The sequence below is a fragment of the Bacillus sp. AFS037270 genome (assembly GCF_002585305.1).
In genome coordinates this window covers 1-24,119 of sequence record NZ_NUNF01000027.1, presented here as the reverse complement: position 1 = coordinate 24,119, position 24,119 = coordinate 1, and the positions used below count along the sequence as shown (strand labels likewise).

Genomic DNA, 24,119 nt, shown 5'->3' with positions numbered 1-24,119 from the left:
ACTTTATGGGTTACAGTTCATCATATGATGTGGGTGCTTTTTTTTAAACGTAATGATTTATTTCAAAGTATTTATTATTTTGTAAAAATTTGATAAAATAGGTACCTCGGTATTCGAAGAATAAACCATTAAACAAAGGGCTCGCTTTGTATTTGGGGGTGTTTATTTGAAGGTATTTATAGAATTAGGCTGGTTTTTTAAACAAGAGAAAAAAGCGTACATATCCGGGGTTTTAATTTTATTATTTGTAGCCTTGCTCCAATTAATTCCTCCCAAAGTAATCGGAATCATCGCAGATGGCATTCATGAAGGAACCATTACAACAAGCATGTTAATCAAATGGGTCGTGGTGTTAATGACAGTGGGACTATCGATGTATGTTCTTCGATATTACTGGCGAATTATGATCTTTGGTTCATCTGTCAAGCTAAGTAGAATCCTTCGTGATCGCTTATACAGCCATTTTACGACGATGTCTCCGTCCTTTTACCAAAAGAGCCGCATTGGGGATCTCATGGCCCACGCTACCAATGACCTATCTGCAATACAGCAAACAGCGGGGGCAGGGGTCTTAACACTTGTAGACTCACTTTCTACAGGTGGATTTGTCATTATCGCAATGGCGTTTACGATCAGCTGGAAGCTGACATTAATTTGTTTAATTCCTATGCCGATTATGGCGATGTTGACCAGTTGGTTCGGAACGATGTTACATAAAAGTTTTCATAAAGCGCAAGAGTCCTTTTCCTCTCTAAACGACAAAACACAGGAGAGTATTTCCGGGATTAAGGTCATTAAGACATTTGGCCAGGAACAAGAAGATATAGAAGACTTCCGCAAGCTTTCGGTAGATGTAGTGCAAAAAAATATTGTCGTAGCAAAAATCGATTCCCTCTATGATCCTACCATCTCTATCATTGTCGGAATCTCCTTTTTTCTGTCGATTGCGTTTGGAGCAAAATATGTTCTCAATGGAGAGTTGACCATTGGTGAATTAATCTCGTTTACTACCTATTTAGGCCTTTTAGTATGGCCCATGCTGGCATTTGGCTGGCTGTTTAATATCGTGGAACGAGGTCGTGCCTCATACGACCGTGTGGCTGCTCTTTTACGAGAAAAGGTAGAAATCAAGGATGATAAAGATGCTTTAAGCATTATGCCAATGGGTGATATTGAATATAAGATTAATGAATTCACTTATCCAGGCGAAACAAAACCAATTTTAAAAGAAATATTTTTTTCGCTGGCGAAAGGCGAGACACTTGGAATTGTTGGGAAAACCGGTTCTGGGAAAACAACGCTATTAAAGTTGCTAATCCGTGAATTTGAGGGCTATAAAGGGGAAATCCTTTTTGGCGGTAAACCGCTCCATGCATATAAACTTGAAAAACTTCGGGAAGCTATTGGCTATGTCCCCCAGGATCATTTCCTATTTTCTGCAACAATTGCCGAGAATATAGCTTTTACAAACCCAGATATTTCAAGTGATGAAATCGAAAAAGCAGCAAAACTTGCCAATATTCATGACGACATTCTCCGATTTTCCCATGGGTATCAAACGGTTGTCGGAGAACGGGGTGTCTCCTTATCAGGTGGGCAAAAACAAAGGATTTCGATTGCCCGTGCACTGCTGATGAATCCAGAGGTACTAGTGTTGGATGATTCCTTGTCAGCTGTCGATGCAAAAACAGAGGAAGCGATCCTTTCTTCATTGAGACAAAATCGGGACGGAAAAACGACAATTATTACCTCTCATCGGTTAAGTGCGGTTCAGCATGCCAACCTGATTCTCGTCATTGATGATGGGAAAATCGTGGAGAAAGGAAGACATGGAGAATTAATGGAACAAGATGGATGGTACAAGGAAATGTATTTACACCAGCAATTAGAAGAGCTGGTCGAACATGGGGGACATTAATATGGAGGAAAAAACACAACTGTCAGAACGTGAACAAAGAAAGGTCTTATTTCGTCTTCTTTCCTATACCAAGCCGCACAAAAAAATCATCACCATTGCATTTGTTCTTCTTTTACTTACGACCGTAGGCGATATCGTGCTCCCGTTAATCGTAAAAGTCTTTATTGATGATTATTTAACACCAGGTAAACTTGAGTTTAAGCCCTTAATAATACTTGGGTCGATTTACATGGGGATTCAAGTCATCAAAGCGATTCTCATGTTCTTTCAATTAGTCAAATTCCAGGAAATCGCTCTCTATATTATCCAGCAGCTTCGAATTGATGTCTTTTCCAAAGTACAAACACTAGGTTTAAAATATTTTGACAAGACTCCAGCGGGCAGTATTGTTTCAAGGGTAACAAACGACACAGAAGCAATAAAGGATATGTTTGTCACCGTAATTGCGACATTTATCCAGAGTGGATTCTTACTAACAGGTATCTTTATTGCTATGTTTATCTTAGATGTGAAGTTAGCTCTGTTATGTGTGATTATTCTGCCTATTTTGTTGTTTGTCATGAATTTATATAGAAAGTTAAGCTCACGTTTTTATCTGGATATGCGTGAACGATTGAGCCAATTAAATGCAAAGCTGGCCGAATCGCTTTCCGGCATGTCAATCATTCAAGTCTTTCGCCAAGAAAAACGCCTTCGTCAAGAGTTTGGTGATATCAATCAAAAGCACTATAAAGCCGGGATGAAAAATATAAAGATTGATGGTTTACTATTAAGACCAGCAATTGACCTTATTTATATTTTTGCACTGATTATTGTCCTAAGCTACTTTGGGAGCACTTCCTTTGGACATAGTGTTGAAATTGGTTTGATCTACGCATTTATCAATTACCTAGACCGTTTCTTTGAACCAGTCAATCAAATGATGATGAGGCTTTCGTTATACCAGCAAGCCATCGTGGCCGGTTCCCGTGTGTTTAAATTATTAGATGAAGAGGAATTAGCTCCAGCACAACCACTGAAGAAGAGTATTTCCATTGTGGAAGGTAAGATTGATTTTAAGGATGTCAGCTTCTCCTATGATGGAGAACAGGATGTTTTAAAGAATATTTCCTTTACAGCCAATCCGGGGGAAACAGTTGCATTAGTTGGCCATACTGGAAGCGGAAAGAGCTCAATTATTAATTTGATGATGCGTTTTTATGAGTTCGAACGCGGTGAGATATTAATTGATGGGGAATCGATTCGTCAGTACACAAAGCCCGAGTTAAGGGATAAAATGGGCCTTGTCCTTCAGGATCCATTTCTATTCTTCGGGACGGTAAAAGATAATATCCGTCTTCATAACCAAGATCTTACGGATGAACAAATAGAAGAGGCTGCCAAGTTTGTTCAAGCCCATCCGTTTATTGAAAGACTGGAAAATGGATATGAGCATAAGGTAGTGGAGAGGGGTTCTACTTTTTCAAGCGGTCAGCGTCAATTGGTTGCTTTTGCAAGAACGATTGCGGCCAATCCTAAAATATTAGTGCTTGATGAAGCGACGGCCAATATTGATACGGAAACGGAAGAAATGATTCAAACTGCTTTGGCAAAGATGCGAAAAGGCAGAACAACGATTGCGATTGCCCACCGATTGTCAACGATACAAGATGCTGATTTAATCCTTGTCTTGCACCAAGGTGAGATTGTGGAGCGGGGTACGCACCAAGAACTTCTTGCCCTTGGCGGACTATATCATAAAATGTTCCTGCTGCAAAATGGAGTACTTGAACATGTGGAGGATGTTGTGAATTAATAGAAAAAAGCCTGGCATCAATTGCCAGGCTCTCTTATTATAACGCGGTTGTTGGAACTTTTTTAATATATATTTTATTATATTCGTTTAATAATTTATCAAGTTCCTGACTATAGCGAATTGCAACGGAGGATGTCAAGCCGTTTGTTGTTGCGACTTGAATTAATTCAGCTCGCTTTGTTTCTATCATAGTTATAAGATCTTGTTTCAGCACGGCCGAAGTCCTTTCCGGAGTAACTCCTAAAATTTTTTAGTAAAAAAGAAGAGTCTATTGCCTATTAAAAGGGCATTGTTTTACTAGTATAACCTATATTGTAAATTACTTCAAAGAAATTTGTAAGAAAAAACCCAATTTATTTATTCATCCCAATTTGAAAAAATTACTATTTATTGACTTGTGAATATCGAGACACAAAATATTCACGTTAACCATTATCATTTAGTGATCATCTTTGTTAGAATGAAGGAGTATCGACTATAGTGGGAGTGTTAAATACATGTCAGATGTAAATCTATTTTTAGCTTTAGGGGCAGGCTTTCTGAGTTTTATTTCTCCTTGTTGTTTGCCGCTATACCCAGCCTTTCTTTCATACATAACCGGAATGTCTGTTGGAGAATTAAGAGATGAAAATGCCATGCTGCAAAAGCGAAGCTTACTGCATACATTATTTTTCTTATTAGGTTTTTCAATTATTTTTATCGCTATTGGTTTTGGAACCTCGTTTATTGGCCAGTTTTTCTTATCCTATAAAGATTTGATTCGTCAGTTAGGCGGAATATTTATTGTCCTATTCGGATTAATGATTGTGGGTGTATTTAAACCAGAATTTATGATGAGAGACCGCCGTATTGAATTCAAAAACCGTCCATCAGGGTATATTGGTTCGGTTTTAATCGGTATGGCCTTTGCCGCAGGCTGGACACCTTGTACGGGTCCAATTCTTTCATCCGTCATTCTTCTTGCTGCATCAAATCCAGGTTCAGGCGTGTTATATATGCTTGCTTACTCCCTTGGCTTTGCGATTCCATTTTTGATCCTATCGTTCTTCGTCGGCCGGATGAAGTGGATCAAAAAACACAGCGGAAAGATTATGAAAATCGGTGGTTATATCATGATTGTCATGGGGATTGTACTATTCTTTGACTGGATGACCAAAATTATTACCATTTTTCAAGGAATGTTTGGCGGGTTTACTGGATTTTAAATCTTTTTTAGTACTAATATGGTAGTTTGCAAGTTCAGCAAGCTTTCCAGCTATTGTATGATTACCTTCAACATTAAAATATTTTAATGTTGTAAACAGTGATTATTTTTTCTCAAAATACATCATTTGAGATATAATGGTTGAGTAAATAATTAGATAAGGGATGAATGAATCCAATGAACTACGTTGTTGTTTCTTCCATCGGAGCTGTTATTATGGGCTCTCTCGCTCTGTTTGTTCGTATGAAAGCGGCCAAGAAACCGACTAATGTGAAAAAAATTATCCTGCCGCCTTTTTTTATGTCGACTGGAGCATTAATGTATGTGGTACCGGAATTTCGATTAACGCCAATGGAAATAGGTGAGGCAATCATTGTTGGTATGCTTTTCTCGATCCTATTGATTAAAACGTCAAACTTTGAAATTCGAGATAATGATATTTATTTGAAAAGATCAAAGGCGTTTATTTTTATATTAGTTGGATTATTAGTGGTACGTTTAATTTTAAAAGGAATATTAAGTAGTACGATTGATATCGGACAGCTAAGCGGCATGTTCTTCCTGCTGGCCTTCAGCATGATTGTTCCGTGGCGTGTTGCGATGTACCGCTCTTATATGAAACTCTATAGGGAGCTTCATAATATAAAAATGGTATAAGAAAAACACTGACTCATAAGGGGTCAGTGTTTTTCTTATGTAAGATAGGGAACGTAATTTATTAATAATAAAAAACCGCCTAGATGGCGGTTTAGAATAAATGTTCATATGGTTTAACATCAATTTGATTTTGAAACAACTTTTTACGTAAAAATTTATGATCCCGTTTCGGTGTTGCTTGAATATAGCCGCGAATGACTAGTTCTTCTGTTATTTGAGTGGCATTTTCTTTTATGGCTAGTTCACCAATTTTTCCAGCAATTTTGTGCTTTGCTACATCACGAAAGAGTTCCGGAACAGGGCTGACTAAATCTTCTAAGAGGGCTTTTTCTTCAGGACCCCAGAGGTGGAGGGATTCATTCACAAAATGCTCTTCCCAATCCATGACGGACTTGCCATCTTCTTTTGGCATTTTTTTAAGGAACTTTCGGAACATAAAAAAGCCACCAATTGAAAAGGCACCTATTAAAAAGACTACCCAAAATAGGATAAACCATAGAAACCAACCTTGAAGCATATTTTTCACCTACAAAACGATATTATTATCTATTATAGTCTTTTTCGGGGGCAGATGACAAGAATTCGCCACAATTTTGCTTTTAATCACGTATTTTCCATGGTTTATTAAGCCTGTATTGGGAAATGAAATCCATGTCGGAAAAATGATAAATAAGACGGATTGATTGATTTAATACTATTTCCATTGTAATATGATATCAGGATAGTAATTAGTTCGTGTGTAATTTGAACTTTGAAAATAATAGTTTTACACATGATCTTTTATTCATATGGGGCTGAATGGGGTACTGGTGTCCTCCACAGTCTTCAAAACTGCTTGAGACCTGCGTGCCAGGTCTGGTGGGTTCGATTCCCACGCAGTCCCGCCAACCAAACTCAATGATATCAAGGGTTTCGACTGTTTTTAGGTACGGTTTGACCGGCTGTTAGAGCAGTGAGTTGAAAGTGAAAAGTCACCAGTATTTTTTCTAAAAATTACATAGTACTAGTGCGACTGATTTTGTGTGTACTAGTGTGTCAAATCCACCAAATTCTTAATAGAAAGGTGGATTTTTTTATGCAAACGGTAAGGAAAACTCAACGAAAAGGTTCAAGAAGTACACAGAGTATTAAAAGGTTCAAGCAAACTGAACAAAAAATGACTCTGTTTGAAATGTTTGAGCGATTTATGGCCTTCAAACAAACTGAGGGTTTAGCAAAGCCTACAATCCAAGGCTATTATGAACATTTTCATTATCTTAATGATTACTTAGGAGGAGATGTTCCAAACGATGGTGTTACGGTTGAGTTGTTTCGAAATTATATCGGTTATATGATTAATGAGCAAGGTTTAAAACCAACTACTGTTAATGTACGTATCAGAACCAATCGTCCTTTCTTGCGACATTGTTATCAAGAAGGATGGATTGAAATACCTATACACGAAAAATTCAAGCCCATTAAAGCTCCTGAAGATGAAATACAATCCTTTACACCAGCAGAAATAAAAGCACTACTGAACCAAATTGATGATTCAAGGTTTGTTGGATTTAGAGATAAAGTGATGATATATGTATTATTAGATACAATGGTTAGAATATCAGAACTTCTTAATATGAGGAGAAGTAATGTTGATTTAAAGAGTGGGTATATCAAATTGGAACCACATGAAACTAAGACGAAGCGTAGTAGAAGTGTACCAATATCAACAAAAACAATTAAACTTCTTGAAGAATATATGAGGGAGTCGGACGACTTCGGCATTGAATATCTATTTGTTTCGTATGATGGAAGAGAAATTCTTAGTAATACATGGAGAAGAAGACTAACAGAATTAGGTGAAATGGCTGGTATCTCTAATAGAAGAGTATCGCCTCACACTTTTAGACATACAGGTGCACTATTTTATATTATGAATGGCGGCGATCCATTTTCTTTACAAAAAATACTGGGTCATTCTGATATGAGTATGGTTCGAAAATATATACAGATGACCGATTCTGATGTAAAAAGACAGCACAACTCCTTCTCACCTTTAAATAGTATTTTCGGAAGACGTTAAAGAAATTGGGTTTTATTTTCTAATATGTTATCAATAAGTTAATCGGAATAGAGATTAATCGGAATAATTAATATTCTCCTGACTAGACACCCTTTATGGCAAGATTTTTAATATTTTTCTAAGGGGGAAATTGGGATAGATTTTAAGATATATTAAATCTTTCTGAGCCCACCCCCTTAAATAATTTAGAGTATCTTACTGCAGCATAAAAGTCTCATGGGAGTGTCTTAGATCCCGAAACCAGATATAAGCCAAGTTGGTTCGACTTATGATTTTACGATATTATTAGCTAGTTCGGATGGCTGAATTGGGTTGCCGTTCTTTTGTGCAAAAAACTAAATCATAATAGTGGTAGTCTTGACCAAGTAATAATTTGTTTCCAAATTCCTGTTTATAAACTTTTTCAATTCTTTTACTACACTTGTTGTTATTGATATGGACCTGCTTTCACTGATTTAGGTTTAAGAAGGTGCCGTCACAGCTCCGCTTCTTCTGGATGACTGAAAATAATTGGTGCACATAGATGACTTTATTCTCAGCATCAACATCTTGCCAGCGGAGCCCTAATACTACTTCACGTCTCATCCCTGTATAGATAGTAGTAAATAAATGGAATAATAGACGGATCTTTTTGCTGCATTTAAAAAAGCTTTAACTTGTTCATTATCCCAAATTTGCATTTCCTGCTTCTTCGTTTTTGGTGGAGATACAGCTTGAGCAACATTCCGAACTATGAATTGCAATTTTAATGCGTCATTCAATACCTTAGAAATTAACGATGGTTAGTGTTTAACCCGACGTCGCAGAGAGTCCACCACTATCTAGTTTCTCGATTGAGAGCTTTTGGGCATAAACTCTTGCAGATGATAGGGCTGCAACTGTGAAACTTTAATGCTTTCTAATGAGGGCTTAATATGTTGTGCGATCATATAGTTATATCCTCAATCGTTCTTTGCGCTAAATTAGGTTTTGCGTAATTTTCCAACCAATAATCCCAATATTCGCTTGGGGTAATATCTTTTGGTTCAAAATAGGTCCCTTTTTCAATGGCATTCAATTGCTCATTGAGAAACTTTTCGGTATCTTTCTTCGTTTTGAAGCCTCGTTTTTTCTTTTGCTTTCGATTACCTGTGATTGGGTCCCGGCCTGCATTATACCGAACACTTCAGGTGTATCCTTCTTTTTTAATAGACCCACGGATGATTTGACCCACATGGTAGTTTTGATAAATTTTCTTCTTTATTAATAATGTACTTATAAACCGGCACTTACTTTACCTCCTCTAGAATTAGGCCATTAATTTGTTTATAAGTTACCGACCGACAATATTATTATATAATAGGTAAGGATTTTATAATGAAATAGAACCAATTTTTAAACTAATTTTGCCAAACCACGTTCCATTAGCCACTTATTTAAAATCGATGATTACGATGCCAGATATTAACGGAAATAATGTAAAAGAACTGGCACAGACCAATTTCCAAGCTCTTATGTCAGCTCAAATCGTCATTGGTGCATTACCAATCTTATTGATTTATCCATTTTTGCAAAGGTTCTTTGCAGCTGGAATTGTCATTGGGGCAGTTAAAGAATAAAGTCTTCCCATAGTTAAGGCTCAAAAGAATTTTGACAAAAAAAGTGGGAGGATTTTATGATGACTTTTAGAGTAGCATTATCGTTGGGGCAAGGAATACAAGACTATTTCAATAAAGGGATCATTTATAAACATGGAGACATGATTGCGAGAAATCCTGAGGACCTAATGAAGATGTATATCGATGCAGGTGCAACGGAGATGTATGTGAGAATTAGTACCAAAAGGCACAACGATGGCAATGCTGGTTCTGGGAGTCCTTATCATGCCCGGGTTCATAACCTGGAGAAGAGCTTGGATTATTGTAGGGTTGCAGCCAAACTGAAGATACCTATAAATCCTGAAATCATGCTTGCCTATACGTACATGGATTTTGGCGTTCAGGAAGCACCAGATTTTAAGGATTATCCTGAAATTTCAAAGCCAAATAAGCCATGGGCTGAATATTCGCTTCAGGAAATGAATGAAGTTTTGGAGCAATATGGTTCGTTGGTCGCTGGCGAAATTCTATCTACGGGCTGTGTTGTAGATTATTGGAATTTAGGTAATGAGGCAAATTACGGCTTTGGAGGGGTGAATCTTGGTCTTAAAACAGCAGTAAATCCTGCGCTTGAAAACAAAAAAGCAGAGGAAATGTACTTGTTGCCGGAGCTTGGGGCAGATTGGCTTACGGGGAATGTATGGTGTCATAACGGACATATGATGGCAGCGTTGGCGAAGGGGATACAGAAAGTTGCCCCCAAGGCAAAATTCTCTACTCATATTACGACATCTGTTTGTACCGAGTATTACATCACGACATATTTCAGGACATTGAAAGAAAATGGCTTTGAATTTGACCATGTCGGAATCAGTTTTTATCCGACTTCCGTTGCTGCATATATTCATGACCCTGTTGGAAACGTAAAGAAAATGATTGAAACAGTCCATCAACAATTGGGTGTGCAGGTATTTATTGCGGAATATTCGTATCCTTCAGAAAGGATGAAATCTGGACCGTTCAAAGACTGGGATCATCCTATTCCTGGTTATGAGGTGACGCCAGAGGATCAGGCTAGATTCACTGCAGATTTTATCACGTGGTCCAAAAAGAATGGAGTATGCGGTATTCGACCATGGGGTCCAGATTTGGTAGGAGATTGGGAACCAATGTCGATGTTTTCGCTCGATTTGTCGGGAAAGATTGCTACTGCGAAACCAGTTATGGATGTTTTCAACCAAATAAGCGAATCCCCTTAATACTTATCCACTAAATTCGTTTCTGCAACTGAGTTTTCAAATTTTGAGATGTTGACCAAAAGAATAATCACTACCTTAGTAAACAAGCCGATTTTATTGAACCAAGGGGCGTTTTTGCGTAACCCCTGGTTTTTGTTTTGTACCGTCATCATTTGGTGAGTGAGGATTACTTCCGGCAATTTTTATATAGTATTTTTGAATTGCTTTGGAGTGGTACCGGTAAACTTTTTAAATACTTTTATGAAATAACTTTGATCATTAAAATTAAGTAAAGAGCAGATTTCCAGAAGTGTGTGTGTTGAATTTTTTAATAACTTCTTACTTTCCTCGACTTTCTCTCTTTGAATATAATCTCCCAGAGGGATTCCCAATTCATTTTTAAATAAACGTGATAGGTAAGCGGGATTAAGATGGACCAATTTCGCAAGATCCGCTATTGTAACTTTTTCATAAATATGGTTAAAGATATAATCCTGACAAATTAATACGGGGTTGGAAAATTGATGCTGTTTCCGTTGACGTACTCGGTCGCAAAACTCAATAAATGCTTTAGAGGTTAAATTATTAATGTCGCCAACTGATGTCGCATCTTCTATTCTTTGAATGTATAAATCACTCATGGTATAAGCCAATTCTGGTTGAAGCCCTCCGTCTATGCTAGCCCGAGTAAAGAGTGAAATGCCGCATATAGCTAAATTTTTTTCATTCCTTAATTGACTTTTCTTTGATAAGACCCCAATTCCCTCCGGAGGATGTAAGGTGGTATATTCGGATAATACTTCCATGCGTCCTTCTCTTATGGCTTGTAGAATATGTTTTTCAAATGCAGGATCGTGATGAAGAGAGATATTTTGGCGGTTGACACTTAAATTTGCATCAACAGTCTTTTGAACATCGAAATTATTTTGGACAAGGACATTTTTTTGTATAACTTCCCCGACATCTAATTTCTGCTGAAATATCATGTAATAAATTAATAAACCGGTATGCATAAATTTTATTTGACTCATAGTCGGTAACTGTTGGTAGTAAGAGATTAAAACGTTTTTATACATATTACTAAGGTTATTATCGTTCAAGATGCCTGTTATGAGATCATCTGAAATCGCTTTATAAAGACAAGGTCCTGCAATAAAAGAGCCAGTTGGCAGAGTGATAATAAGGTAATTTTCTAAATAGTTAGTTGTCTTTAGAACAGGAAAATCGGAGGGAGCGTCTGTACATATAAGTTGTATAAACCGTTCTTTTTTATCCGAAATAATTGGATTTTGAATAGGGGGCTTTGGAAATTCAATGACTATTTCATCATTTTGATTGAAAAAGGTAACAGGAACTTTACAGGATTCAAATACTAGTCTGCAAATATACTCTATGTTTTCGATTTTCATCATAATCACCTTCGTTATTAAAATAAAAGTACAGATAGTTCGATTTTTGTGCAAATCATAACATAAAAACGGTTTCAAAAGCAATATAATACTCACAACTCGAGTGAATAGAAGATAAAGTAAATTACATTAAGTCAAGGGACTGAATCAAATGAAAGAATATAAAGAATGCAGAAATCCAGTTTTGCCACCAGACATACACATTCCTGACCCGGAGGCACATGTTATGCCAGATGGGAGAGTGTATGTATACGGTTCTTGGGATCAAGAGGAGAATATTTTTTGTAGTAAGCAGTATCGTGTATTTTCTTCGGACAATATGGTCGATTGGGTAGATCATGGAATATCCTTTGATTCAAGTAAAGTCCCATGGATTTTTGATGAGGATGCTCCCAAATATCCTGGATTCAATTGGTCAAAACCAACCCCATTCTTAAAAAAATTGTATGAACTGGCGGCAATAAATGAGAAGGAAGAAGTTTCTAAGACACCTGATGACATTTTGTTTGCCCCAGATGCAATCCATAAGAATGGAAAATACTATTTATATTTCTGTATGGCAAATGATAGCGAAGGGGTTGCTATAGCAGATAAACCGGAAGGACCATTTAATAATCCAATCCAGTTGCCGTGTGGAGGAATTGATCCAGCTGTTTTAATTGATGACGATGGGCAATCTTATTTCTATTGGGGGCAATTCTATGCAAAGGGCGCTAAATTAAAAGAAAACATGGTGGAGTTTGAAGAAGGAACAATTGTAAATAATCTTGTTACGGAAGAAGAACATTATTTTCACGAAGGCAGTTCATTACGAAAACGTGGTGATACCTATTATTTTGTATACTCCAGTATGGTACGAGGCAAACCGACATCCTTGGCTTACGCAACAAGTAAATCCCCTCTTGGACCATTTGAATACAAGGGAGTAATAATTGATAACGATGGATGTGATCCGCAAAGTTGGAATAATCATGGCTCAGTCGAAGAAGTGAATGGACAATGGTATGTATTCTATCACAGAAGTTCTCGGAACAGTCCACAAAAACGCAGACTTTGCATAGAACCGATAATCTTTAGCGAGGATGGGGGCATACTGGAAGTTCCTATGACATCACAAGGTGCCGGAAAACCATTTGGTATTCATGAAACAATTGAAGCATTTCGAGCTTGCCAGCTATCTGGGAGTGTTTACATTGCTCCTTCAAAAAATAACGGAGAAGTCTTAACAGGCATGAGGGACGGAGATGAAGCTATCTATCGATATGTAGAATGGAAAAGACCAGTAAATTATATCTCAATTGAGGGAACTGGCAGTGGGGAAATTAAAATATACCTAAATGATGAAGAAAATGCCTCCGGGAGTGTCATACTTAAAAATGGAAAAATGACCTCCTCTTCATTTCAGAGGTCATATGGTAAGCATGAAATAAAATTAAAGTTTAATAAAGTGAATGATTTGGAAATTCATTCATTTTCCTTTAAATAAATGTATGATGATTTTATCGGTTAATCCAGAGTCAGTGCTCATTGTTATTAACTCCTCATTAGATAATGTATAAATAATACCAAAAAAAACTAATTTACCATATTGTTGAAGGCACCGTTGTGTAATTATAGATTTGAAAATAAAAATATCTATTGAAACTATTAGAAGCCAGGATATTAATAGGGGAGAGGATTTATATGTTAAGAGAAAATATTGATCAAGCTTGGGAGTTTATTAACGGAAAACCGTTCATGATACCGGGGTATGGCCAAAAAGGGAAAATCGTGAATCTCCCGCATGACTTTACCATTGAAACAGATACCAATCCTGAGGCACCGGGTGGGCAACATACGGGCTATTATGGCGGAGGAGTCGGGACGTATACGAAGATGCTCGATATTCCAGAAGATTTTAAGAATAAAAGAGTTTTAGTAGAATTTGACGGGGTGTATATGAACCCAACAGTTACTCTAAATGGACATGTGGTGGCAAGACATCATTACGGCTATAGTCCGTTTCATGTTGATCTTACACCTTATATAAAACCTGGAGCAACAAATAGACTGGCCGTAACCGTTAACAACGATGCACAGCCAAATGCACGCTGGTACACTGGTTCAGGTATTTATCGACATGTGAACCTTCTTACTTCTAAGCAAATACATATTGCCCCTTGGGGAATATATGCTCATACCTCTCATGTGGTCAATGGCACTGCTTTTTTAGTGGTTGAAACAACGGTGGAAAATCATACTGGCGAGGACAAGCAAGTGTGGGTAGACATCAAAATAGGGAAAGACCTCTGTGGCACAGAGGCTGGTTTTGGAAGAGTTAAGGTACATGTACCTGCAGGAGAAAAGGCAGTTGGACTGGTTAAGATTGCAGTAGAAAATGCCGATCTTTGGGATATTGATTCCCCAAATCTTTATAAGATCACTTCTGAGTTATCAGACAAAGAAATCGTCCTTGATAGCGATAGCACATCATTTGGAGTAAGAACAATCTCGGTTGACACGAAAAACGGCTTTGTGCTGAACGGCCGAACGGTAAAACTTAAAGGCGGCTGTGTCCATCATGATAATGGAATCCTAGGAGCTGCTTCTTTTAAGGACAGTGAATTTCGTAAAATGAAGATTCATAAAGATAATGGCTTTAATGCGATTCGCTTTGCTCATAATCCGATGTCAAGGGATCTGCTGGATGCGTGTGACCGGTTGGGATTACTTGTTATTAACGAGGCATTCGATGTATGGACCATGGAGAAAAACACCCATGATTATAGTCAATATTTTGAACAAGATTGGAAAGGGGATATGGAAGCATTCATTGTGCGTGATCGTAATCACCCTAGTGTTATCATGTGGTCTACCGGTAATGAGGTTCCTGAGCGGGGTGGAATGTCAAATGGGTATGAATGGGCTGCCAAACTAGCTACTTATGTACGTGAACTTGATCCAACCCGACCGATTACCAATTCTCTGCCTTCTTTCTTTAACGGGCTGGAAGACGAAGATCAGGCGAAGTTTTTCCAGGATCTGATGAAGAACGCAAAGAATTCAGGAGGAGGTATCGTCAATTTTGATGGAGAATTTGGAAGAAGTATCTGGGGAGAGTACACAGAAGCTTTTGCTGCTCCATTAGATGTGGTCGGATATAACTATCTCAATTACCAATATGAAAATTCTTTGAAGGACTATCCTAACCGTGTGATTTGCAGTACCGAAAGCAAACCGATGGATATGTTTGATTACTGGAATGATGTTGAGCGTTTTCCCCATGTGATTGGTGATTTTGTTTGGACGAGTTATGACTATATTGGGGAAGCTGGTCTTGGAAGACACGACTATTATGAAAGTACAGAAGAAGCTGCCGCTGCAACGAAAGTGAGACATGTGTCTAAATATCCGTGGCGTCTGTCTGGGGGAGCTGACATAGACCTTTGTGGCTTTGAACGTCCACAACTTGCTTACAGAAGAATCTTGTGGGGATCTAATGAGACGTTTATCGCATCCCATCATCCTAAAAATAGTGGGAAGATTGAAGTATTAGGGAGTTGGGCATGGCCAGAGTGCGAAAATGACTGGAGTTGGACAGGATATGAAGGTGAACCTGTAAAGGTTGATGTGTACTCAGCTGCAGAAGAAGTGGAATTAATTTTGAACGGAAAAAGTCTCGGAAGAAAGCCTGCTGGTAAGGAAAACCGTTTAATGGCACAATTTGAACTTAGCTATGAACAGGGAACTTTGGAAGCCATAAGTTTTTCTGGAGGCAAAAAAATTTCTTCCAATTTACTAACGTCAGCGGGAAAACCTGTTGGTATTCGCATTGTCCCTGATAAGAAAGAACTTGTGGCAGACGGTCAGTCACTCGTTCATGCTGTTATTGAAGTAATAGATGAGAAAGGTAATTTAGTTCCAACTGCTGAACTGAAAACTGTTGCCCAAGTGGAAGGCACAGCAACACTTGCTGCATTTGGAACTGGTAACCCGCAAGCAACTGAGAATTATACGACAGGTGATTTTACATCCTATAAAGGCAGACTCCTCGCCATTGTCCGTGCTGGCTATGAAACCGGAACATCTGTATTAACTGTTAGCGTAGATGGACTAAAAACGATCTCAGTTGAAATTCCAGTGAAGTAGGGAAAGCGTTTCATATTAATTTGGAGTACAAAAGCAGGATCACAGTTGTGATTCCTGTTTTTTTTGAAGCAATTATAAGAAAATATTTAATAATTTACGACTTTACACAAAAAAATACGAGAGATTAATGGTTCGTTAAACTACTGGACAGAATTAGCTCATAACTGGTTAAAGAAGATTCTTAATATTTGATTGTTTAGATGGTAGCGTTATGAAAAAGAATGGATTTTTATTTCCATTATCAGGTTTGATTTCAATCCAATTAACATTGAATGAACCATACTCAGATAATGCTTCCTGCATTCTTATTCTTATATACTTAAAGAGAATTTTTTTAAAAGAAAGTAATACAAATAGTTCGATTTTTGTACGAATCGTAATATAAAAGCGGTTTCAAAAACAATACAATAATCTCAACTCGAGTGAAACAAGTAATTAAAGGAGAGAAATATTATGCAAATAAACATTCAAGAAATCATTTCGCAAATGACGCTAGAAGAGAAAGCTAGTTTATGTTCAGGCGCTAGTTTTTGGAGGACAAAAGGAATAGAAAGATTGGGAATCCCATCAATTGGTATGACAGATGGTCCCCACGGGTTAAGAAAGCAAAAAGAAGGCGCAGACCATCTAGGACTCAATGAAAGTGTTCCAGCTACCTGTTTTCCATCTGCTTCCGGATTAGCCTGTTCATGGGACCGCAACTTGATTGAGAAGGTTGGGATTGCATTAGGAGAAGAATGCCAGGCGGAAGACGTTGCCATCTTACTAGGACCAGGTGCCAACATTAAACGTTCCCCGTTATGCGGCAGAAACTTCGAATATTTTTCAGAGGATCCTTATTTATCTTCTGAACTGGCTGCCAGCCATATTAATGGTGTACAAAGTCAAGGAGTGGGAACTTCACTGAAGCACTTTGCCGCCAACAATCAGGAGCATCGCCGGATGTCTGTTGATGCTGTCGTAGATGAACGAACGTTAAGAGAAATTTATTTGGCAAGTTTTGAAGGGGCTGTCAAGAAAGCGCAACCATGGACCGTTATGAGTGCTTATAACAAGGTAAATGGCGAATATGCGTCGGAAAATGAATACTTACTGACCAACATTTTAAAAGAAGAATGGGGACTTGAAGGGTTCGTCGTTTCTGACTGGGGAGCGGTAAATGAGCGGGTGAGCGGTTTATCCGCCGGACTTGATCTTGAAATGCCGCCAACAGGTGGTTTGAGTGACCAGAAAATTGTAGAGGCGGTGAAGAATGGGGAGCTTTCGGAGGAAAAGTTAAATCAAGCTGTAGAAAGAATGTTATCGGTAATATTTAAAGCAGTCGGACATAAAAAAGAAAACGCCGTTTATGATAAAGAATCCCACCATCAGCTGGCACGGGTAGTAGCAAGTGAATGCATGGTTCTCCTAAAAAATGAAGATAGTATTCTTCCACTTAAAAAAGAAGGTACCATCGCTGTAATTGGAGAACTCGCGAAAACACCAAGATATCAAGGAGGTGGGAGCTCTCACATTAATCCTACCAAGCTTGACAATATTTTTGAAGAGATTGAAAAAACATCCGGCAGTAAGGCAGAAGTGATTTATGCTCAAGGATATGAACTTCAAAACGATGAAATCAACAATCAACTCATGCAAGAAGCAAGGGAGGCAGCAAAGCAGTCAACTGTTACCGTTTTATTTGTTGGTTTACCGGACAGGTATGAGTCTGAAGGTTATGACCGAGAGCATCTACGGATACCTAGAAATCAACAAAGGTTAATTAAGGCAGTAGCGGAAGAACAAGAGAATTTGGTTATTGTCCTTAGTAATGGCGCTCCAATAGAAATGCCTTGGGTTGACCGTGCGAAAGGAATATTAGAAGGTTATTTAGGAGGGCAGGCATCAGGAGGAGCCATAGCAGATTTATTATTTGGGGAGGCTAATCCTTCGGGCAAATTAGCGGAAACCTTCCCGGTACGTTTAAAGGATAACCCTTCCTATTTGAACTTCCCAGGGGAAGGCGACAGAGTGGAATATAAGGAAGGGTTGTTTGTCGGATACCGCTATTATGACACTAAAGAAGTACAACCTTTATTCCCATTCGGTTATGGATTAAGCTATACAAATTTTGAATACTCAAACCTATCGTTAAGTAAGAAAAAAATGAATTACACAGAAACAGTAACCGTTACCGCCAAAGTGAAAAATACAGGTATGTTTCCGGGTAAGGAAATTGTTCAGTTGTATGTAAGAGATGTGGAGTCCACTGTTGTTAGACCCTCAAAAGAATTAAAAGGATTTGATAAGGTATCACTTCAACCAGGTGAAGAAAAGACAGTTACTTTTGTGTTAGATAAAAGAGCTTTTGCTTATTACAATGTTTCATTAAAGGACTGGCATGTAGAAAGTGGCGAGTTCGAAATTCTTATCGGAAAATCATCACAAGAGATTATTTTAAAAGATAAGATTCATCTAGATTCTAATGTTCAAGTTAGAAAGAGTTTTACCCAGAACACACCGTTAGGGGATATGATGGCAGATCCAACAGCAGGTCCAATTGTAATGGAATTCCTTTCAAAGTTAAGTGAAAGCTTTCCTCAGCCGGAAGGGGAACAATCTGAAATGGTCGATGCAATGGCGAAATATATGCCACTACGCGCATTCGTTTCTTTCAGCAATGGAGCTTTTACCTATGAAATGTTAAATGGATTGCTCTTCCAATTAAACAAAGCTACTGACAGTGAGAATTTACCTATACAGGTGAATAAATAGATAGAAATAGATATAGGCATGAGGTGAAGTTAAGTGGAGTCCGTCTTCACCTCCCCATATCCAGATCTGTTAAATTATTAAAATGTAAGCGTTGCAACATAAGGAGGAGAGCACAATAGAGGCGAATGTAACAAATCAACCTAATGTGGAGTTCAGTAATAATATTAACACTCAAAATGAGGATAGAAAACTTAAGTTTCGTGAAAAAGCAGCTGTAACCATAGGTGGAATGACAGGGACAGCCCACTTTCAAATGATTTCCATGTTTTTGCTTTTCTTTTATACTGATGTAATGAAAATTAGCCCCGCTTATGTTGCTGGATTGTTTTTAGTAGCCCGGATTTTTGACGCGATTTTAGCACCTGTTTTTGGAGTATTCGTCGATAAAATAACAACTCCTTGGGGGAAATACAGACCATATAGCTTGATTATAGGTGTACCAACAGCAATTTTCGGATGGTTAACCTTTACTAATCTACATTTAGGTCATAACGCACAGTATATATATGCAACTTTGACTTATCTCATTTACAGTATTTGTATGGCGATAGCCCAAGCACCAGGGGCTGCCCTCACTCCTGCCATCACTAAGAGAGTAGACGATAGAGTATCAATTGGTTTCTATAGTTATATTTTTGTCATGATCGGGGCTATGGTTGTAGTGGTAGGCGGGCAGCCTTTGGTTAAAGCTCTGGGTGGGGGGAATGATACCAAAGGTTTCACACTCCTAATGGGAGTATTTGCTGTAATCACTATAGCTACCTCGGTATTTTCTTTTCTTAATATAAAGGAAAGATATGTTGTACAGCCTAGCAAGGATGATAAGAAGACCTCATTAAAAGAAATGTTTGTAGCAGTATTTACTAATAAAGCAGCAATTATTGTTTATGTTTCTACATTTGCTAACAATTTAGCTAACGGCATTCGGTCTGGTATCATGATTTATTATTTTCAATATTATTTTCATAATCCTGGATTAATGGCAACCATGGGAATGGTCGGATTGCTTCCGACTTTTATTGGAGCAATGTTAAGTTCAAAGATTACGAAACTTATCGGTATTAGAACTAATGTCCTTATATCTGCTATCGTGAATGTTGTATCAATGGCTGCCATAATTGTCGTTCCGGGTACATCAACAGGCGTGATCATTTTCTTGGTTATTAATGTAATTGCGAGCTTATTCAGTGGATTTGCTAGTCCAGCCCAGAGTGCAATGATGCCAGCTGCAATGGATTATACGGAGTGGAAGTCTGGAATCAATGTGAATGCTTTTATGGGTTCGTTTCTCGGATTTTTGCAAACTTTTGCAACTGCACTATCAGGCTCAATAGCTGCAGGCGCATTAGCTTTTGTTGGGTACGTACCGGGAGCAAACCAAAGCACCGAGACCATCTTGGGTATTAAAATCCTAATGGGTATTTTGCCAGCCATCATAATCGCGTTTACAGCAAGTGTAGCGTGGTTTGACCTTACCGAGGACAAGCAAACTCAAATTGCCAAAGACCTTGCAGAACGAAGAAAGAACGCGTGATGTAAAAGTAATATACACCACAATGAATCAAGCTGTGGTGTTTATTTTTTTGATATTCGAACATAAATATTACTATTTATGTTCGAATATTACCATAATTGTATTTTCAAATTTCTTATAATAATACCGAAGGAAATTATAGGACTAGTGAAGCAGCTTTTTTTGGTTTCGGTCCTTTTGTGTTAATAAACTATGAAAGGATGATTCTTTGATCGCAAGAGATGAAATGCATAAACAAGATTTGAGCAATCAGGTTAAGCATCAAAACTTGCTTCTTGCAGGATTATTTATTGCTATGTTATTTGGGGCGTTAGACGGGACCATTGTGGGAACAGCCATGCCACGTATTGTTGGGGAACTAGGCGGACTCGGATTAATGGCTTGGTTAACCACATCCTATATGTTAACCTCCACTGTTATTGTCCCAATTGCGGGTAAATTATCAGATTTATTAGGAAGAAAAGTGATTTATGTTACAGGTCTGGTAGTATTTATTGTTGGTTCTGCCCTTTGCGGAATGGCTCAGGGAATGAACGAACTGATTATTTTTCGTGCCTTTCAAGGGATTGGCGGCGGAATTATGATGCCGATGGCTTTTATTATTGTTGGTGATATGTTTCAAGGCGCACAAAGAGCGAAGTGGCAGGGGATTTTCGGTTCCCTTTTTGGGGTCGCAAGCATTATTGGTCCCCAAGCAGGTGGCTGGATTGTCGATTCACTGAACTGGAGATGGGTTTTTTATATTAATCTTCCTGTCGGGGTTTTGGCAACCATATTAATTGCGGCGGGTTTGCCTAGACATCGCAAGGTAGGAGAGGTGATTTTTGATATTCCTGGGATTATCACCATGGTGATAGGTGTTGTTGGTCTCCTCCTTGCTCTAACCTTTGGAGGGAAGGATTACGCTTGGCTATCATGGCAAATCATCGGACTTTTCACTTTTTCCATTCTGGCTCTTATAGCCTTTGTTTGGATTGAAGGCAAAGCAAGAGAGCCAATTCTCCCAATCAGCTTGTTTAAAAATAAAATCTTTACTGTAACCAACGGAATCGGTTTCTTAATGAGTGTAGGGATGTTTGGTGCTATGATGTTTGTTCCTTTATTTATGCAAGGAATTGTTGGGGTCAGTGCATCCGCGTCAGGAACGATCATGATGCCGATGACCATTGCCATGATTGTGACTAGCGTTATTACCGGTTTGTTTATACACAAAACTGGGGTGCGTATACAGATGGGTTCTGGGTTGTTACTTATGGCAATCGGGTTTATTTTTCTAGCTATGATGGACATTCATACAACAAAATTATTCGCCTCCCTGTACACTTTAATCATTGGGATTGGTATGGGGCTTATTATGCCAAGTTTAACTATTGTATTACAAGAAAGTTTTCCGGCTTCAGAACTTGGGATTGTTACATCTTCCAGCACATTTTTTAGGCAAATTGGCGGAACATTTGGGATGACAATATTAGGCGCAGTCATGAATCAGAGGTCTGGTCAATATTTAATTCATCACCTTGTTCCTGTTTTGGATCAATTGCCAAAACAAGCAGACCCTTTAAAGATTCAAATTATATCTCAAATAAATAAGGATCCGCAACAGCTTTTTTCAGCACTACTTAGTCCGGAAGCTTTAGCGAAATTACCCAGTATCATGATAGGAAAAATAGTCCCTATCATGAAGGAATCGCTCGTCGATTCTCTTCATTTGGTTTTTATGTACAGTATAGGGTTCGTTTTATTGGGAATTTTTCTGGTGCCATATATGGGGAAAATTAAAATTTCAGCACAGGGGAAATCAAAAAATAAATCCCCGCAGTTTCATTAGTAAAAGATGTTAACAAGTTTATATAGTGTTGAGTCAAGAGTCTTTTTTATATAGTTGGAAAATATTTTAGTAGAGATATTCATAAAGTACTATTTTTGTACAAATTACAATATAAAAACGCTTCCAAGGTTAATAAAATAAACTCAAATCCAAATAAAGATACGAACATCTTTTAAATGATAGTCAAATGAAATGTAGCCAATCAAAGGAGTCTAATCATGAGGATAGAAAAAGTAAATTTAACCAGTAATAAGGGAGTAACAATGACTGCCTATTTATTGGACGATTCAACGGAGTTAAGTAATATTTCTACCCGCCCTGCTATGTTGATTTTTCCAGGCGGTGGGTATTACAGTACCTCTGACCGAGAAGCAGAACCTATAGCTATGGCATATCTGGCTGAAGGTTATAATGCCTATGTTCTTCGATATTCTGTTGGAAAAGAAACAACTTTTACAGCAGCATTATCCGATGCGGAAGAGGCGATAACTATGATCCGGGAAAATACGAAGAGTTGGAACACAGATCCTAATAAAATTGCAGTAATAGGTTTTTCCGCCGGCGGGCATCTGGCAGCTGCATTAGGTACAATGGGAAAAAACAGACCAAACGCATTAATACTCGGATATCCATGTATCTTGTCATCGTTAGGGGATGTTTTGGCTTTCCCAGTACCATCACTTGAAAAAGAAGTGGATCACCAAACGCCGCCAGCTTTCCTATTCTCTACATTTGAAGATAGCCTTGTCCCTATTGAAAATACACTTTGCTTCATGATGGCTTTAAATAGGAACAAAATACCGTTTGAATCCCATATTTTCCAACAAGGAGCACATGGACTTTCGTTAGCTAAACCTCTATCATCATCAGGATTGAAATACTTTGTGGATAAAGACTTTGCCCAATGGTTTGATTTAAGTATTTCATGGTTGCAAAAGGTACTTGGGGATTTTCCTGCGGACAAGGAAAGTCTAATACCTGATGCAAAGGATGTAAAGGAGTATTCGACCGACGTTACCATTGGCTCAATATTGGAACAAACTGATTGCCGAGAAATAATAATTGAATATTTACCCGCGTTTGCACAGAGTGAGATGGCAGACGGTGCAAAAGCTTATTCTATGAAGGTCATTAATCAATATTTGCCTGAACCGCTTTCAGAAGATCAAATGAAGGAAATGGACATGCGCTTAAGAGCCATTCCTTTTAATGGCTAAACGAAAGGCACTAGAAAAAAATCAAATCATTGAAAACTGGGGTGTTATTGTATGATTTTAAAGGATCTTCGTATCGAATATCGGAAAAATCCTATTGGACTGGATGTGAAAAAACCTAGATTTTCCTGGAAAATAGCATCGGAAGAACAGAATGTTTTACAGACTGCATACCAAATTATTGTAGAAAAAGAGGGTAAGATTGTTTGGGAGTCTGGCAAAAGGAAGAGCAGCTCCTCAGTGTTAGTCGAATATGAGGGGATTGAACTTGATGCTTGCTCTTTGTACCGGGTTCAGGTAACGGCATGGGATAACAAAGGGAATCAGGCGACAGTAAGAGAACATTTTGAAACTGGTTTGTTAAAGGGAACAAACTTTAGCGCAGAATTTATTACACATGATTTCCCTGCAGACGAAACAGCTTGCCCAGTTTTTGTTAAAGAATTTCAAGTTGAAAAAGAGATTAAAAAGGTGAGAGTTTACGCTACCGCTTTAGGTGTTTATGAAATCAAAATCAATGGAGAAAAAGTGGGGGATACCTTTTTTGCTCCTGGCTGGACGAACTATAAAAAGCGGCTCCAGTATCAAACGTATCAAGCGGATGATATGCTCCATAAGCAAAATAAGATTGAAATAACAGTTGGAAACGGATGGTATAAAGGTATCTTCGGCTTTGCTTGTACTCCAAACCATTACGGGGACCGAGTGGCAGCACTAGCTGAAATTCACATCACCTATTCTGATGGAACAAAAGAAATCATTAAAACCGATGAAAGCTGGAAGATGACAACTGGAAAGATCCGT

17 protein-coding genes, 1 tRNA gene and 2 pseudogenes are annotated in these 24,119 nt (G+C 38.2%); 15 read left to right on the top strand and 5 right to left on the bottom strand.

Annotated features, from left to right (window positions below; genetic code table 11):
* Positions 1 to 166 precede the first annotated feature (166 nt).
* Together COD92_RS13850 and COD92_RS13845 are read left to right on the top strand one after the other, a co-directional pair.
* On the top strand, positions 167 to 1,918 hold the full coding sequence (locus COD92_RS13850; protein ID WP_098527868.1) for an ABC transporter transmembrane domain-containing protein: 1,752 nt from the start codon (positions 167 to 169) through the stop codon (positions 1,916 to 1,918).
* A 1-nt stretch (position 1,919) separates the two neighbouring features.
* On the top strand, positions 1,920 to 3,713 hold the full coding sequence (locus tag COD92_RS13845) for an ABC transporter ATP-binding protein (RefSeq protein WP_098527869.1): 1,794 nt from the start codon (positions 1,920 to 1,922) through the stop codon (positions 3,711 to 3,713).
* A 37-nt stretch (positions 3,714 to 3,750) separates the two neighbouring features.
* On the opposite strand, the gene COD92_RS13840 is transcribed toward COD92_RS13845, so the two are convergent.
* Positions 3,751 to 3,903: an aspartyl-phosphate phosphatase Spo0E family protein gene (locus tag COD92_RS13840; protein ID WP_285857794.1), complete on the bottom strand. Its 153-nt coding sequence runs from the start codon at positions 3,901 to 3,903 to the stop codon at positions 3,751 to 3,753.
* Positions 3,904 to 4,210: 307 nt separating this feature from the next.
* Between COD92_RS13840 and COD92_RS13835 the strand changes: the two genes are divergently transcribed.
* On the top strand, positions 4,211 to 4,918 hold the full coding sequence (locus COD92_RS13835; RefSeq protein WP_098527871.1) for a cytochrome c biogenesis CcdA family protein: 708 nt from the start codon (positions 4,211 to 4,213) through the stop codon (positions 4,916 to 4,918).
* Between the two features lie 176 nt (positions 4,919 to 5,094).
* Positions 5,095 to 5,574 (top strand): CcdC family protein, encoded by a 480-nt coding sequence (locus COD92_RS13830; protein ID WP_098527872.1) that lies wholly within the window; start codon positions 5,095 to 5,097, stop codon positions 5,572 to 5,574.
* Positions 5,575 to 5,665: 91 nt separating this feature from the next.
* On the opposite strand, the gene COD92_RS13825 is transcribed toward COD92_RS13830, so the two are convergent.
* Positions 5,666 to 6,091 (bottom strand): DUF2621 domain-containing protein, encoded by a 426-nt coding sequence (locus tag COD92_RS13825; RefSeq protein ID WP_098527873.1) that lies wholly within the window; start codon positions 6,089 to 6,091, stop codon positions 5,666 to 5,668.
* 273 nt (positions 6,092 to 6,364) lie between these two features.
* Between COD92_RS13825 and COD92_RS31955 the strand changes: the two genes are divergently transcribed.
* A tRNA-Sec gene (locus COD92_RS31955) sits at positions 6,365 to 6,461 on the top strand.
* A 188-nt stretch (positions 6,462 to 6,649) separates the two neighbouring features.
* Positions 6,650 to 7,633, top strand: coding sequence for a tyrosine-type recombinase/integrase (locus tag COD92_RS13820; protein WP_098527874.1), 984 nt, complete (start codon positions 6,650 to 6,652; stop codon positions 7,631 to 7,633).
* 821 nt (positions 7,634 to 8,454) lie between these two features.
* Here the strand turns inward: COD92_RS13820 and COD92_RS33355 are convergent.
* Together COD92_RS33355 and COD92_RS13810 are read right to left on the bottom strand one after the other, a co-directional pair.
* Positions 8,455 to 8,562, bottom strand: coding sequence for a tyrosine-type recombinase/integrase (locus COD92_RS33355; protein WP_098527875.1), 108 nt, complete (start codon positions 8,560 to 8,562; stop codon positions 8,455 to 8,457).
* Positions 8,559 to 8,783 (bottom strand): annotated as a pseudogene (locus COD92_RS13810) (Arm DNA-binding domain-containing protein); the annotation flags it as partial. The gene COD92_RS33355 and the pseudogene COD92_RS13810, both read right to left, overlap by 4 nt.
* 346 nt (positions 8,784 to 9,129) lie before the next feature.
* Between COD92_RS13810 and COD92_RS33610 the strand changes: the two are divergent.
* Together COD92_RS33610 and COD92_RS13800 are read left to right on the top strand one after the other, a co-directional pair.
* Positions 9,130 to 9,231, top strand: a pseudogene (locus tag COD92_RS33610) (carbohydrate ABC transporter permease); the annotation flags it as partial.
* Between the two features lie 59 nt (positions 9,232 to 9,290).
* Positions 9,291 to 10,469: a glycosyl hydrolase 53 family protein gene (locus COD92_RS13800; RefSeq protein ID WP_176550439.1), complete on the top strand. Its 1,179-nt coding sequence runs from the start codon at positions 9,291 to 9,293 to the stop codon at positions 10,467 to 10,469.
* Positions 10,470 to 10,651: 182 nt separating this feature from the next.
* On the opposite strand, the gene COD92_RS13795 is transcribed toward COD92_RS13800, so the two are convergent.
* The gene (locus COD92_RS13795; protein WP_176550437.1) at positions 10,652 to 11,857 is read right to left on the bottom strand and encodes a helix-turn-helix domain-containing protein; all 1,206 of its coding nucleotides are present in this window, start codon (positions 11,855 to 11,857) and stop codon (positions 10,652 to 10,654) included.
* A gap of 151 nt (positions 11,858 to 12,008) precedes the next feature.
* Here COD92_RS13795 and COD92_RS13790 point away from each other — a divergent pair, with 151 nt between their 5' ends.
* The 7 genes from COD92_RS13790 to COD92_RS13760 form a co-directional block, all read left to right on the top strand.
* Positions 12,009 to 13,343 carry a family 43 glycosylhydrolase gene (locus tag COD92_RS13790; protein WP_098527880.1) on the top strand — a complete coding sequence of 445 codons (1,335 nt, stop codon included), beginning with the start codon at positions 12,009 to 12,011 and terminating at the stop codon, positions 13,341 to 13,343.
* Positions 13,344 to 13,540: 197 nt separating this feature from the next.
* Positions 13,541 to 15,985, top strand: coding sequence for a glycoside hydrolase family 2 TIM barrel-domain containing protein (locus COD92_RS13785; protein WP_098527881.1), 2,445 nt, complete (start codon positions 13,541 to 13,543; stop codon positions 15,983 to 15,985).
* Between the two features lie 453 nt (positions 15,986 to 16,438).
* Positions 16,439 to 18,739: a glycoside hydrolase family 3 C-terminal domain-containing protein gene (locus tag COD92_RS13780; RefSeq protein ID WP_098527882.1), complete on the top strand. Its 2,301-nt coding sequence runs from the start codon at positions 16,439 to 16,441 to the stop codon at positions 18,737 to 18,739.
* A 91-nt stretch (positions 18,740 to 18,830) separates the two neighbouring features.
* Positions 18,831 to 20,273, top strand: a complete 1,443-nt coding sequence (locus tag COD92_RS13775) for an MFS transporter (protein ID WP_255286537.1) — start codon at positions 18,831 to 18,833, stop codon at positions 20,271 to 20,273.
* Positions 20,274 to 20,499: 226 nt separating this feature from the next.
* Complete coding sequence (locus COD92_RS13770) at positions 20,500 to 22,101, top strand: MDR family MFS transporter (RefSeq protein ID WP_098527885.1); 1,602 nt, start codon at positions 20,500 to 20,502, stop codon at positions 22,099 to 22,101.
* Positions 22,102 to 22,319: 218 nt separating this feature from the next.
* A complete protein-coding gene (locus tag COD92_RS13765) occupies positions 22,320 to 23,318 on the top strand; it encodes an alpha/beta hydrolase (protein ID WP_098527883.1) in 999 nt (332 codons plus the stop codon).
* Between the two features lie 51 nt (positions 23,319 to 23,369).
* Positions 23,370 to 24,119 (top strand): alpha-L-rhamnosidase N-terminal domain-containing protein (locus tag COD92_RS13760; RefSeq protein WP_176541062.1); only part of this gene is annotated, 750 nt, incomplete at its 3' end.